The following is a 13,421-nucleotide window of genomic DNA, read 5'->3' on the forward strand; positions in this document are numbered from 1 at the left end:
GGTTTTTCAAATAATACGTATAATGTTACGAAAAATTTTAAATTTTCCATTGCATCAACGAAATTTTTAACATGCTTGTAATAGAAGTTTGAAGGGATTTTGTAGTACCATATAACCATGGCAAATTTTTGAATTCATATTAAACAGGAGTGGTCATAAATGAATTGGAAAGAGCAATCTTCTAGATGGCTTCAATATAACGAACTAGATGCTGAACTGAAGGAAGAACTCCTTTTGTTAGATGAAAAAGGTTTGGAAGAGTCTTTTTATAAAAATTTAGAGTTTGGTACGGGCGGAATGCGCGGTGAAATCGGTGCAGGTACGAACCGAATGAACTTATATACGGTTCGTAAAGCATCAGCTGGACTAGCTGCTTTTATTGAAGAGAAGGGCAATGAAGCGAAGAAACAAGGTGTGGTTATTGCTTATGATTCTAGACATAAATCGCCAGAATTTGCGATGGAGGCAGCAAAAACACTTGCTTCAAAAGGAATTCATACATACGTATTTGATGAATTAAGACCGACACCAGAACTATCCTTTGCGGTACGTTTTTTAAACGCCTATTCAGGGATTGTTATTACGGCTAGTCATAATCCGCCGGAATACAATGGATACAAAGTGTATGGTCCAGATGGGGCGCAGTTAGCTAATGAAGATGCAGATGCGCTTGTAGAAAAGGTCAATGCAGTAGTTGATGAACTACGAATTGAAGTAAAAACTGAAGAGGAACTAAAAGCTGCAGGGCTAATTACGATAATCGGTGAAGAGATTGATCGTGAATATCAGGACAAGCTCGTGACGATTTCAGAAAACTCATTAGGTCAGCAGTCTGACATAAAAGTTGTCTTTACTCCATTACATGGAACAGGGAATAAACCATTGAGAAGTGGACTAAAGGCTCTTGGATATGAGCAAGTACATATTGTTGAAGAACAAGAATTGCCAGATTCACAATTCTCGACTGTGAAAAGTCCAAATCCTGAAGAGCATGCTGCATTTGAGCTTGCAATTCGTAAAGGAAAAGAAGTTGGCGCCGACCTACTAATTGCGACGGATCCAGATGCAGATAGATTAGGGATTGCGGTTAAAAATAGTGAGGGCGAATATCAGGTCCTAACTGGAAATCAAACAGGTGCACTTCTACTGCATTACATCCTTTCAGAGAAAAGTAAAAAGGGTACATTACCTAGCAATGGTGTGATGTTAAAAACGATTGTGACTTCAGAATTGGGAAAAGAAGTTGCTTCATCCTTTAATATAGAAACGGTTGATGTATTAACAGGTTTCAAATATATTGCCGAAAAAATTAGGCAGTATGAGGCTAGCGGTGAACATCAATTCTTGTTTGGGTATGAAGAAAGCTATGGTTATTTAATTGGCGACTTTGCCCGCGATAAAGATGCGATTCAAGCAGCCCTTTTAGCAACGGAAGTGTGTGCTTTTTATAAAGAGAAAGGCATGTCCTTATACGATGCATTGTTATCCGTATTTGAACAGTATGGATACTTTTTAGAAGGCTTACGTTCCCTTACATTAAAAGGGAAAGAAGGCGCTGAGAAAATTCAACAAACATTAACAGACTTTAGGGAAAAACCACTGCAGGAAGTTGCAGGACTGAAGGTAGTTAAACAAGAGGATTACCTAAAGGGAATCAGTACAACGGTAGAAGGAGAAAAAACAATCGAACTTCCAAAGTCGAATGTGTTGAAGTATTTCCTTGAAGATGATTCTTGGGTTTGTTTACGTCCTTCTGGAACAGAGCCTAAGATAAAATTTTATTTCGGGGTAAAAGGTTCTTCACTAACAGACAGTAAGTCGAAGTTGAACAAAATTGAAGAGAGCTTTATGGGGATCGTAGAAGGTATGATGAACTAAAATAAAGACACGGCTTTGTGCCGTGTCTTTAATTATTGGTGGAATTCTTAATGCATCATCTCAACATCTAAAGGATGTTGGGTGACTAGGTGATTGTTGGCATGGTCGATGTATCTCAGTAAGGAATATAAATGTTTTTCGATCTCCATATAATCCTTTTCGAAATTATAAGCGTGCAGGAAATGCTCGATTTTCTTTGATAAAAAATGGTCCTGTGTTCTGACCATGAGTATTAATAAGTTGTCCCACTCTGACCGGTGGGTGTAATACAAAGCGCGATCATAATCCACTATCTCCATTTATCACATCTCCTCTTTTTAAGGAGTTGATAATAGTGTATGAAGATAGAGATGAATTTCACTCAGCAAATGTTGGTGACCTTAATACAAAGGCTTTTTCAGCATTTACCTGTATAAAATTAATACTAAGTAAGCAAATATTTTTCTTTGAAGACGGGACTAAGTTCACTCCATACATCAAATTGATTACCGTCTAGATCAGAAAATACAAAGTTTTTTCCAGCGTGACCTCTATTTTCGATTTCACTAGTTAGTATCCCTTTTTCTTTAAATTCCTTATGTATCAACTTTAAGGCTTCTAGTCCATTTACTTCAAAGGTTATTGAAAAACGTTCATGGTTATTCGCATCAATAAAGTTTGCTTTTTGCCCTTCTTGGGCTCTAACGAGAAAAAAGCTCAGGTTCGCAAAGTCCAGGATGGCTTTTTCTCCATCGTGGTAATTCAACTTGGCACCTAATTTTTCAACATACCATTGTGAAGATACTTTCACATTTTGAACAGGTAAATAGATAGTTCCAATTCTTAATAATGTTTCGCTCATAGAACATCCCTCCGTTTCCAAAATTATACTATAGAATACTTAAATTTGACTTTGACTTTTTTGAAAATGCCCCCTATAATGAACATGAATTTATTAAGGAGGATTATTAAAAAATGACACACTCAATGAGACTTCGTTTCCCTGCTTTGAATCAGTAATTGAATACTGTCAAAGACTCTGTTTGTGTTTGCAGAGTAAACGGGATAAGTCTGTCCTTTTTTAATCATCTTCAAATAACCATTCTTGGAGAAAGGCGGAACGATCTGCCTTTTTTTGTGTTTGTACTTAAAACTAAATTATCCCATTTACTCTAAACCACGGACATTGGCGTCTGTGGTTTTTTATATGTAAAAAGGAGGTAAGTTCTATGTTCTTATTATTTTTTTAATACGAGCTTGATTTAAAAAAAGCTCGTATCGATCCAGCTATCGGTACGAAATCACACTAATTTCGGAGGTAGCAAATATGGAACAAATTTGTTTTGAATTAGAAAATATAGAAGTAACTTATTTAGATAAAGAAATACTAAAAATTGATCGATTAGCCATTCATCAATTTGATCGAATCGGCATAGTCGGAAAAAACGGAGCAGGTAAAAGTACATTATTGAAATTGCTTGCAGGTATTGTTAAACCATCTGTCGGAAAAATTCATGGTCACGTTGAGTGTGGATATTTTGAGCAACTAGAAGCCCCAAAAGCTGCAGAAGCAGATCCAGCATTAATGGGAAAATTAGATGTACCAAAGGATTCGGAGCAATTGAGTGGTGGGGAACAGACGAGAATGAAGCTAGCTCAATTATTTACCCATTATTATGAAGCTTTGCTGATCGATGAACCGACAACACATTTGGATCAAGATGGGATAGCGTTTTTACTCGATGAACTTAAATATTATTACGGAGCGCTAATACTTATTAGCCATGACCGTGCTGTATTGGATGAGCTTGTTACGACGATTTGGGAAGTCCGAGAAGGCAAAGTCCATGTGTATACAGGGAATTACAGTGATTACGTTGCTCAAAAGCAATTAGAACGTGAACAACAGAGTCAAGCGCATGAACAGTTTCTAAAAGAAAAGAGTCGTCTAGAAAAAGCAGCTCAAGAAAAAATGAAAAAGGCAGAAAAAATTGCGCAAGCAGGCAGCATGACAAAGCGCGAAGCAAACGCCAAACCGAACAAAACGTTTATGACAAAATCAAAAGGAACCAGTCAAAAAGCTGCACAGCGTGCTGCAAAAGCGATTGAACATCGAATGGAAAGACTTGAGGAGGTCGAAGCTGTACAAGATGAACGACCGATCGTTTTCCGTCAACCAAAGCATCTAGAATTGCATAATAAGTTTCCCATTATGGCAGATAGATTAACGCTTCAGGTGAAAGATAGAGTGTTGCTGGAGGAAGTAAGCTTTCAAATACCACTTGAAAAAAAGATCGCTATTACTGGTAGTAATGGTAGTGGGAAGAGTACATTGCTTGAATACATTGCTAATAATGGCCCTGATTTAACGATTTCACCGAAAGCGAAAATTGGTTTCTTCCGCCAAATGAGCTATCAGTATGGAAGTGATGAAACGGTTCTACAATTTTTGAAAAATCGTTCTGAATATGATGAGAGCTTTTTACGTAGTATTTTACACTCGATGCAGTTTGAAGGGACAGATGTTTTAAAGAATGTAAAATCCCTTAGTGGAGGAGAAGCGATTCGTCTTCGTCTATGTGAGTTGTTTTTAGGGGAGTACAACATTTTATTACTAGATGAACCGACGAATTTCTTAGATATTAATGCGGTTGAAGCATTAGAACGATTTATCAAGGCTTATCAAGGAACCATACTTCTGGTTTCCCATGATAAAAAGTTTATCGAAAATGTCGGGGATATGGAATTTGAGATTAAAGAGAAGAAGCTCGTTCAAAAATGAACTGGAGAGAGGAGAACCCACTGAAAATGGGTTCTCTTTTTAATAGTATAAGAAAGATTTCTCTACTCTGAGAAATGTCTAGCTCCAGCGCCTATCACCTAGCAAACTTCGGGTCACCAGGTAAAAATTGAAGTACATTTTTACTCCCTACGATAAGTCAACTATGAATTGCTCACGTAATTCAAGTTTCCTTTATCTCAGTCGATGCCCCTCCAGTTTGTACGGCGATGAGCAGGGCGCTTGCGCTTTTCTAATTGGAGAACTATTCCAGATCATCATTTCTACTTTTTGCTCATACATTGTGATAAGACCAAAAAGGGGGAGAATCGGATGAGAGAGGAAGAACGTAAAGAACTGGAGTATGCCATTGACGAAATTACAGAAATCGCCTCAGGATTTGGCCTTGATTTTTATCCGATGAGATATGAGATTTGTCCAGCAGATATCATTTATACCTTTGGCGCGTATGGAATGCCCACAAGATTTTCACATTGGAGTTTTGGTAAGCAATTTCATAAAATGAAGCTTCATTATGACTTAGGGCTTTCGAAGATTTATGAGCTTGTGATTAACTCTAACCCCTGCTACGCATTTTTACTGGATTCCAATTCATTAATTCAAAACAAACTAATCGTAGCCCATGTTCTCGCACACTGCGATTTTTTCAAAAACAATGTTCGTTTTCAAAATACGAAGCGGGATATGGTCGAGAGTATGTCGGCAACGGCAGAGAGAATCCGTCAGTATGAAATTGAGCATGGTAAGCAAGAAGTAGAAAATTTTCTAGATGCAGTGCTTGCGATTGAGGAGCATATTGATCCTTCACTTATGCGTCCAAAGCTTTCATGGACATTGGATGATGTTGAGTATGAAGAGGAAGATGATATCAAAGCAAGTCCTTATGATGATTTGTGGAATTTAGATAGGAAAGCGGAAAAACAGAGTAAGTCTAAAAAGATGAAAAGGAAATTTCCACCTCAGCCAGAAAAGGATCTCATGTTATTTATTGAGAGCTACAGTCGAGAATTAACAGATTGGCAAAGAGATATTCTTACCATGATGAGGGAGGAAATGCTGTACTTTTGGCCTCAGCTAGAAACGAAAATCATGAATGAAGGCTGGGCGTCGTACTGGCATCAAAGAATTTTACGAGAGATGGATTTAACATCTTCTGAGGCATTGGAGTTTGCAAAGTTAAATGCTGGTGTAGTTCAACCATCTCGAACAGGGATTAATCCATATTATTTAGGATTGAAAATTTTTGAAGACATTGAAGAGAGATACAATAATCCGACAGAGCTCATGAAAGAAAGAGGAGTAAAAGAGAACTCTGGTCGGGATAAAATTTATGAAGTGCGGGAAATTGAATCTGATATTTCTTTTCTGAGGAATTATTTGACGAAGGATCTTGTCTTACGTGAGGATATGTATTTATTCCAAAAGCAGGGAAGAGACTATAAAATTGTTGATAAAGGCTGGGAAGAAGTTAGAGACCAGCTTGTTAATATGAGAGTCAATGGAGGGTTCCCCTTCTTAACCGTGACAGATGGAGATTACTTGAAAAATGGTGAGCTTTATATAAAGCATTGGTACGAAGGCATTGAACTTGATCTCAAGTATTTGGAAAAAGTACTCCCTTATATTTATCAGCTATGGGGCAGAGGTGTTCATATGGAAACGGTTATTGAGGAGCGCAATATGTTGTTTTCTTACGATGGAAAAGGGGTCCATCGGAAATATCTTTAGAGAGAGGACTACCGAAAAAGGTAGTTCTTTTTTCTTGCCATCATCATGAACCCCTTTATGAGGTTCATGATTTAGAAGTTAATGGATCCAAATGTTTTTTTACCATGGAAATGGCGGGCTGGTTGTTCTCTAAAATGTAGACCATTTCCGCAAATTTAAAGCACTCAACAGCTCTTTCCATGTCTTTAAGCGATTTATAATTATAAGCTTTTTGAAAGTAAAGGTCCCCTCGAAGATACATAAGCATATGTTTTTCGGTGAGTTTTAGCCCTCTATCACATAAATGAATGGACTCATAATAATTCCCAGTAAGTCTCATTATTCGGGCATAATTATAGAACAAACGAACAGGAACATGTTTATTGATTACTTCCGACAACTGGTGAATATGAGTCATTGCTTCTTCGTATTTATTGATGGCTTCTTCGTGCATGTTACTCTGGCTAAAAATATTGGCTTGGCTAATTAATATTTCGATTTCTCTTTCTGAGAAAAACTTCTTGTTGTTTATTGTCATATCGAGGGCTTCTTCTAAACATTGGATCGCTTTGGGCAGATCCTGATCTAATTGAAAATAACAAATTCCCTCATGCCATGTTAAAAATTGCTGCAATTTCTTTTCCATGAATAAAAAATTATTCTTTTCTGTTTCGACAATTTTACGAACAGTCGTGTAATCCCGATTATTAATGGATTCTCTAATTTGTGTAAATGCATCAATGACGTAATCATGTCGTGGAATGCTAGAAATATCTAACAAGTAGGAGATATCGATGCTAAATCGATCAGCAAGCTTTAACAAAATATCAGCAGTTGGAAGAACATTACCTTTCTCGATTTTACTAATATAGGCCTGAGTGCAAATATCTTTACTCGTCTCGTATTGGGATAATCCAAGGCGTTCTCTTGCTTCTTTAATTCGCTGACCTAAGTATCTTGCCATAATAATTCACTCCAATATAACTATATTTATCATGGAGCACGGAAAAATTCGTAATTGTAAGAAAACTATTGATTATCTTCATTATATCAGTAAATACGGAAAATTCACCAATTCTTTGGACATGCTATGATATTTGAAAATTAACAGAGGTGATGAAGGATGAAAAAATGGCTCGCTAGTCTATTGATTGTATTACTTGCCTTTTTTGGGACTTATGATGACACCACATCTATTCATGGAAACTCTAACGATGATGAACCTGGCGTCATGCATTAAAAAATTGCTATAGTTAGTTCTCATCAATAAGGATTATGGGGGATGAGGAATTTGCTTGGAAAACAAGTTGTTTACCATGAAGAACTATACACAATCTTATTCAATTATAATAATGGCATGCTTGAAATAAGAAACATCAACTCCTATAATGATGTAAAATTAGTCAACATTAATGAAATAACCATTATCGAGCCCACAGATATAGCTTGAAAAGTAAATGAAAATTGGGAGGACTACACGGTTGTAGTTCTTTTTTTGTGGTTTTTAAATTTTTTTTAGAAAAAGCGTTGACGAGTTTTTTTAAAGGTGTTATATTGATATAGCTGTCGCAAAAAAGTAATTAATAGATTGGCCCCTTGGTCAAGCGGTTAAGACACCGCCCTTTCACGGCGGTAACACGGGTTCGAATCCCGTAGGGGTCACCAACATTTTTTCGCATGGCGAAAATAATGTTCCACTTTTACGAAACGAAGTGGAGTAAAATAGCTAGTTTTTTTGCGAAAGCAAAATAAACTTCCTTATCTTGCAATAGCGTAATTCAATTTTAGTTTTTCTGTGTTAGCAATAATGTTTCTTCTATAAGTTGGGGCCTTAGCTCAGCTGGGAGAGCGCCTGCCTTGCACGCAGGAGGTCAGCGGTTCGATCCCGCTAGGCTCCACCAACCTAGGTTCGGCGGTTTTTGCAGAATGTAGCAGTGGAAAACTAAAAAATATTATATTGGCGGTGTAGCTCAGCTGGCTAGAGCATTCGGTTCATACCCGAAAGGTCGTGGGTTCGACTCCCTCCGCCGCTACCAATTTTATAATGTGGAGGAATACCCAAGTCCGGCTGAAGGGATCGGTCTTGAAAACCGACAGGCGGGTCAAACCGCGCAGGGGTTCGAATCCCCTTTCCTCCTCCATTTTTATTCTTTGTTATAATGAAACCTATTTTCGCTAGCGCGAAAAAGTTAATGAAAGTTATTTTCTCCTTACGTCGAAAAAACTCTGGTCCGGTAGTTCAGTTGGTTAGAATGCCTGCCTGTCACGCAGGAGGTCGCGGGTTCGAGTCCCGTCCGGACCGCCATTTAATTTTTTGAATTAAATATTATGTTATGGCTCAGTAGCTCAGTCGGTAGAGCAAAGGACTGAAAATCCTTGTGTCGGCGGTTCGATTCCGTCCTGAGCCACTTTTTATTTGGAGGGGTAGCGAAGTGGCTAAACGCGGCGGACTGTAAATCCGCTCCTTCGGGTTCGGCGGTTCGAATCCGTCCCCCTCCACCAACGTTTTTTCACGATAGTGAAAATAACGTTCCGCTTAATTTTTACGAAATGTAGTGGAGTAAAATAGCTAGTTTTTTCACGATAGTGAAAATAACATTCCTTCAACGCAGAATAGCAGATTTGAATAACCTATCATCTACAGGGGCATAGTTTAAAGGTAGAACGAAGGTCTCCAAAACCTTTGGTGTGGGTTCAATTCCTACTGCCCCTGCCAGACTTAAAAAAATTATATTGTAATGGCGGTCGTGGCGAAGTGGTTAACGCATCGGATTGTGGCTCCGACACTCGTGGGTTCGATTCCCATCGATCGCCCCATATTTTTGCGGGTGTAGTTTAATGGTAAAACCACAGCCTTCCAAGCTGTTGTCGTGGGTTCGATTCCCATCACCCGCTTTTCAAAAAAAGCTGAGTAAATGTACTCAGCTTTTTTTGATCTAGATAAAATTGATAAGTTAAATAAAAATTCCCAGAATGTAAAGAATATGGAGGAAATATATATACGATTTTTGTGTGTGGGTGAAAAGATGGGATTTATCAAAGACACTCTTGTGGTTTATGGAAGAATCATAACATTACTTCCACTTTTGCTATTTATTACTCTTTTTATGGGAAAAAGGTCAATAGGGTCATTGCCTATTTTTGATTTTTTAATCATCATTACTCTTGGCGCTGTAGTAGGTGCAGATATTGCTGATCCCAACATTGCTCATATCCATACGGCCATGGCTATTATTGGCTTAGCCCTACTTCAAAAACTCATTTCTTATATGACCATTAGATTTAGAAAGTTTCGTAATGCTATCACTTTTGAACCAACTATTGTTATTATGGATGGTATTTTTAAAGTCGAAAATTTACGTAAAATTCAATATTCAATAGATGAAATTTTGCAGATGCTTAGAGAAAAAGATGTTTTTGATGTTTCAGAAGTCAAACTAGGAATAATAGAAGCGAATGGGATCATATCGGTATATAAAAAAAGAGATAAGTCACCAGTATTACTTGAAGATATAGGCATCAAGTGCTTTAAAGATAAATTACCTTACCCGGTCATTATTGAGGGGAAAATTGATTATCAAATAATTAGCCAATTAGGCACGAGCGAATTTTGGCTTATGAAGCAGCTTGAAAAGAAGGGGATTAATGAAATAAATGATGTTTTCTTTGCATCAATAACATCAGACTTAGAGTTACACATTTCACTTATGAACAGTGATACACCGAACTATATAAAGCATTAAAGAATTACTCCATCTTAAAAAAATGGAGTTTTTTCTTTGCATCTCACGTTTCACATCCACAAAAACTTTTTACTTCACATGTTCCCAAAAATCTCGTATACTTTAATAACATACAATTCCAATAAGTTAGGTGGGTTTTGAGTGACTAAAAAGCCGCAATCAATTCCAAGACCGCTCGTAAGACTGAATCAATGGACTATTGTGCTAAGTGTTATTTTAACTTGGATTACCCAGCAAGAATATATTCTTCTTATTCCATTACTAGCAGGGTTATCTGGACTTATTTTTAAATTTAATCCTATTATGAAGGTAGGGACTCTTTTCCTTAGAAAGGACCCATCTGAATACATCCCAGAGGACTTTGACCAACAACAATTTAATCAAGTAATCTCTGTTGTTTGTTTAGCATTAGGATTTCTTGGATATTTGCTAGGCTGGACAGTTTTAGCAGTTATTTTCACCGTTATGGTAGCACTAGCAGCTTTTATTGCCATCTTAGGCTTCTGTATTGGTTGTTATATTCGTTTTCAATGGCAGCAGTATAATTATCGGAAGTCGTTAAATTAGACATTAGAATAAGCAGAACTGCAGGATCTGCTTGTTTGGTCAGTTTTATAAATGAAACAAAAAAGCGTTTAGGAATGAATATATCCCTAAGCGCTTTTTTAAGTTGTAAAAACATTTATCGTATTAAAGAAAACTCTTCGATCACCAATCCTGTGTTTTTTCCAATAACCAATCGATTTCAATATGGCGTAGGATAAGGTGTTTGATATCCTTATCAAGATCTTCTGTCGCTTCTAGCAGTTTATCGATGTCTGTTTTAACCATATCATAATCCTCCTGGATATATAGTCTATGTGTTATATATCTATGTATCCATTTTTTCTAATTATAAACCTGTATTTTGAATTATTCACCATATAGTTCGTATCCATAGTAAAAACTATGGGGGTCTTACGTATTTTAAATGTGATCAAAGTATTAACAAACCAAGAAAAAAGTAAGAAATATATCCCGAAGTGTTGATTAATCCTCCATTTCGCCTTATGTTATTTTTAAGAGTTTATATTGGGAGTGGACATAATGAATGTTCTTGTTATAGAAGATAACGAAAGTGTTTGTTCGATGATTGAGATGTTTTTCTCAAAGGAAAAAATTAATGGAGAATATGTCCATGATGGGGTGCAAGGATATAATCGCTATAAAGAGGGCCAGTGGGATCTGTTAATTATTGACTGGATGTTACCTGGCATGGACGGAGTGACAATATGTCGCAAGATTAGAGAAGAAGGAGACTCTATTCCAATCATTATGCTAACAGCAAAAGATAGCGAGTCGGATCAAGTGCTTGGTCTTGAAATGGGAGCGGACGATTATGTGACCAAACCCTTTAGTCCACTTGCGTTAATGGCTAGAATTAAAGCCATTACACGTCGTGTGAGGACGGGTTCACAGGAAAAACCGGAGAAAGGGCTTTTAGAAACGCAATTATTCAAAATAAGCAAGGAAAAGCGAGAGGTTTATCTAAATGGTGATCCTGTAACAAACTTGACGCCAAAGGAGTTTGAGTTGCTTTACTATTTTGCTCAGCATCCGAAACAAGTATTTACACGCGAGCAGTTATTAGACCGGGTTTGGGGCTATCAATTTTATGGTGATGAACGTACTGTGGACGTTCATATAAAGAGGCTACGAAAAAAGATTGGCACAGACAATCAGCCTTTTTTTCATACTGTGTGGGGAGTAGGATATAAATTTGATGAAACGATCCAAGCGAATGAAGATTAAATATTTGCACCAGCAATTGATTAGTCATATGAGTGTCCTCTTGGTGGCATTTTTGATCCTAAGTTTGGTTTTTGCGCATTATGTAGAACAACTAGTCTATCAGTATAAGGTAGAGGAACTCAAATCCTATGGAAAAAATATACTTGATGATATCGCAACTAGTGCAACTCCATCTGTTCGTGTTCTCAATCAATACGGGACAGTCTTAAATGGAAGAAATATCAGCTTCAATCTTTTTGATGAGCAGGGAAATATTATATATCCAAGTGGGCCTTATGCTCAGGATATTAAGCTCGCAGACGAAGCATTAGCGGATATTGCCAAAGGGAAGACTGTGGTAGTGAAAAATAGAATGAAGCATTCTGATCAGGATGTCACGTTTGTTGCGATGCCATATATTGTTCAGGATACTTTGGTCGGGGGGATATTTTTAACGGCACCGATTAGTGGTTCAAGAGAAATGATCACAAAAATCAATCAATATTTGCTGTTAACAGTGTTATTAGCATTTGTCATCTCGATTCTACCGAGCTGGATCTTATCAAAGCTTCATGTGAACCGGATTAAGAAAATTCAAGAGGGGACCTCTATGGTGTCTGCTGGTGATTATTCAGTGAAATTGCCACCTTCCGATTTCGATGAGATTGGCGAGCTTGCAAAGGACTTTAATCATATGGTGAAAAAACTGAATGAGAGCGCAGAGGAAATTGAGAGTCTTGAAAATCGTCGGAGAAATTTCATGTCAGATGTTTCGCATGAATTAAGGACACCATTAACCACCATAAGTGGTGTGGTTGAAGGCTTGAAAAATGGCATGATTGCTGATGAGGAAAAAGAGAAAGGCATTAATCTTGTGAGCCAGGAGACGAAACGACTCATTCGCCTTGTCAATGAAAATCTTGATTATGACAAAATCCGCTCAAATCAGATTATGTTGAGAAAAGAGGATATTCAACTATCAGATGTTTTTGAGATTATTCAAGAACAGCTTTATTTACAGGCTGCTGAAAAGAACAATCGTCTCGAAGTTGAAGTGCATGAAGATGTCTATGTATTTGCTGACTATGATAGGCTTATCCAAATCTTGATTAACATTACAAAAAACAGCATACAATTCACAGAAGCTGGAACCATTTGGTTGCGAGGTAGAGCGGAGAATAATCATACCGTTATTGAAATTGAAGATACGGGGATTGGAATTGATTCAGCAGAGGTTGAAAAAATTTGGCACCGTTTCTATAAGGCAGATATATCAAGAACGAACAACCCATATGGCGAGTTCGGTTTGGGCTTATCGATTGTGAAGCAATTAATCAATCTGCACAAAGGTACGATTGAGGTTTTCAGTGAAAAAGGAAAGGGAACAAAGTTTATTATTCACATTCCGTATGAGAAAAACGAGTAGAGGCTGGGACATAACTAGCTTCAAATAATGAGAAAGGTGAATTTGAGGGTACTCAAATTCACCTTTCTCTATTTTTGTGTGTTAATTTTTCTATTACCTTAGTTAATGGCAGTGAATT

Annotated in this window: 12 protein-coding genes and 10 tRNA genes; 18 read left to right on the forward strand and 4 right to left on the reverse strand. The window is 37.3% G+C overall.

All coding sequences use genetic code 11. The features are described 5' to 3' along the window. Positions 1 to 159 precede the first annotated feature (159 nt). Entirely contained in the window at positions 160 to 1,878 is a 1,719-nt protein-coding gene (locus FAR12_RS18585) for a phospho-sugar mutase (protein WP_126410285.1), read from the forward strand. A gap of 47 nt (positions 1,879 to 1,925) precedes the next feature. On the opposite strand, the gene FAR12_RS18590 is transcribed toward FAR12_RS18585, so the two are convergent. Next, the gene (locus tag FAR12_RS18590; RefSeq protein ID WP_126410286.1) at positions 1,926 to 2,177 is read right to left on the reverse strand and encodes a YhdB family protein; all 252 of its coding nucleotides are present in this window, start codon (positions 2,175 to 2,177) and stop codon (positions 1,926 to 1,928) included. Positions 2,178 to 2,302: 125 nt separating this feature from the next. Continuing rightward, positions 2,303 to 2,719: a VOC family protein gene (locus FAR12_RS18595; RefSeq protein WP_126410287.1), complete on the reverse strand. Its 417-nt coding sequence runs from the start codon at positions 2,717 to 2,719 to the stop codon at positions 2,303 to 2,305. Between the two features lie 113 nt (positions 2,720 to 2,832). Between FAR12_RS18595 and FAR12_RS24200 the strand changes: the two genes are divergently transcribed. From FAR12_RS24200 to FAR12_RS18610, 3 genes are all read left to right on the forward strand, one after another. Next, positions 2,833 to 2,877 (forward strand): erythromycin resistance leader peptide, encoded by a 45-nt coding sequence (locus FAR12_RS24200; RefSeq protein WP_121128006.1) that lies wholly within the window; start codon positions 2,833 to 2,835, stop codon positions 2,875 to 2,877. 307 nt (positions 2,878 to 3,184) lie between these two features. Then, the gene (locus tag FAR12_RS18605; RefSeq protein WP_126410288.1) at positions 3,185 to 4,639 is read left to right on the forward strand and encodes an Msr family ABC-F type ribosomal protection protein; all 1,455 of its coding nucleotides are present in this window, start codon (positions 3,185 to 3,187) and stop codon (positions 4,637 to 4,639) included. A gap of 330 nt (positions 4,640 to 4,969) precedes the next feature. Next, a complete protein-coding gene (locus FAR12_RS18610) occupies positions 4,970 to 6,385 on the forward strand; it encodes a SpoVR family protein (protein ID WP_126410289.1) in 1,416 nt (471 codons plus the stop codon). A gap of 64 nt (positions 6,386 to 6,449) precedes the next feature. Here FAR12_RS18610 and FAR12_RS18615 read toward each other — a convergent pair whose 3' ends face one another. Then, positions 6,450 to 7,328 carry a helix-turn-helix domain-containing protein gene (locus tag FAR12_RS18615; RefSeq protein WP_126410290.1) on the reverse strand — a complete coding sequence of 293 codons (879 nt, stop codon included), beginning with the start codon at positions 7,326 to 7,328 and terminating at the stop codon, positions 6,450 to 6,452. Positions 7,329 to 7,954: 626 nt separating this feature from the next. Between FAR12_RS18615 and FAR12_RS18620 the strand changes: the two genes are divergently transcribed. From FAR12_RS18620 to FAR12_RS18675, 12 genes are all read left to right on the forward strand, one after another. Beyond that, a tRNA-Glu gene (locus FAR12_RS18620) sits at positions 7,955 to 8,029 on the forward strand. Between the two features lie 160 nt (positions 8,030 to 8,189). After that, positions 8,190 to 8,265, forward strand: a tRNA-Ala gene (locus tag FAR12_RS18625). A 58-nt stretch (positions 8,266 to 8,323) separates the two neighbouring features. After that, positions 8,324 to 8,400: transfer RNA gene (locus FAR12_RS18630), tRNA-Met, on the forward strand. 12 nt (positions 8,401 to 8,412) lie between these two features. Then, positions 8,413 to 8,505, forward strand: a tRNA-Ser gene (locus tag FAR12_RS18635). Positions 8,506 to 8,592: 87 nt separating this feature from the next. Then, positions 8,593 to 8,669, forward strand: a tRNA-Asp gene (locus FAR12_RS18640). 30 nt (positions 8,670 to 8,699) lie between these two features. After that, positions 8,700 to 8,772, forward strand: a tRNA-Phe gene (locus FAR12_RS18645). A gap of 10 nt (positions 8,773 to 8,782) precedes the next feature. Then, positions 8,783 to 8,866 (forward strand) — tRNA-Tyr (locus FAR12_RS18650). Positions 8,867 to 9,006: 140 nt separating this feature from the next. Then, positions 9,007 to 9,080, forward strand: a tRNA-Trp gene (locus tag FAR12_RS18655). Between the two features lie 25 nt (positions 9,081 to 9,105). Beyond that, positions 9,106 to 9,181: transfer RNA gene (locus FAR12_RS18660), tRNA-His, on the forward strand. A gap of 7 nt (positions 9,182 to 9,188) precedes the next feature. Then, a tRNA-Gly gene (locus FAR12_RS18665) sits at positions 9,189 to 9,259 on the forward strand. A 131-nt stretch (positions 9,260 to 9,390) separates the two neighbouring features. After that, a complete protein-coding gene (locus FAR12_RS18670) occupies positions 9,391 to 10,107 on the forward strand; it encodes a DUF421 domain-containing protein (protein ID WP_126410291.1) in 717 nt (238 codons plus the stop codon). A gap of 141 nt (positions 10,108 to 10,248) precedes the next feature. After that, a complete protein-coding gene (locus FAR12_RS18675; protein ID WP_126410292.1) occupies positions 10,249 to 10,674 on the forward strand; it encodes a DUF4395 domain-containing protein in 426 nt (141 codons plus the stop codon). A gap of 141 nt (positions 10,675 to 10,815) precedes the next feature. Here FAR12_RS18675 and FAR12_RS24035 read toward each other — a convergent pair whose 3' ends face one another. Next, a complete protein-coding gene (locus tag FAR12_RS24035; protein WP_281275697.1) occupies positions 10,816 to 10,938 on the reverse strand; it encodes a hypothetical protein in 123 nt (40 codons plus the stop codon). Positions 10,939 to 11,193: 255 nt separating this feature from the next. Between FAR12_RS24035 and FAR12_RS18680 the strand changes: the two genes are divergently transcribed. After that, positions 11,194 to 11,898 (forward strand): response regulator transcription factor, encoded by a 705-nt coding sequence (locus FAR12_RS18680; RefSeq protein ID WP_126410293.1) that lies wholly within the window; start codon positions 11,194 to 11,196, stop codon positions 11,896 to 11,898. Then, on the forward strand, positions 11,888 to 13,303 hold the full coding sequence (locus FAR12_RS18685; protein ID WP_126410302.1) for a sensor histidine kinase: 1,416 nt from the start codon (positions 11,888 to 11,890) through the stop codon (positions 13,301 to 13,303). Before FAR12_RS18680 ends, FAR12_RS18685 begins: the two co-directional genes overlap by 11 nt. Positions 13,304 to 13,421: the final 118 nt, after the last annotated feature.

The organism is Bacillus yapensis (genome assembly GCF_005280205.1).
Classification (GTDB): domain Bacteria; phylum Bacillota; class Bacilli; order Bacillales; family Cytobacillaceae; genus Robertmurraya; species Robertmurraya yapensis.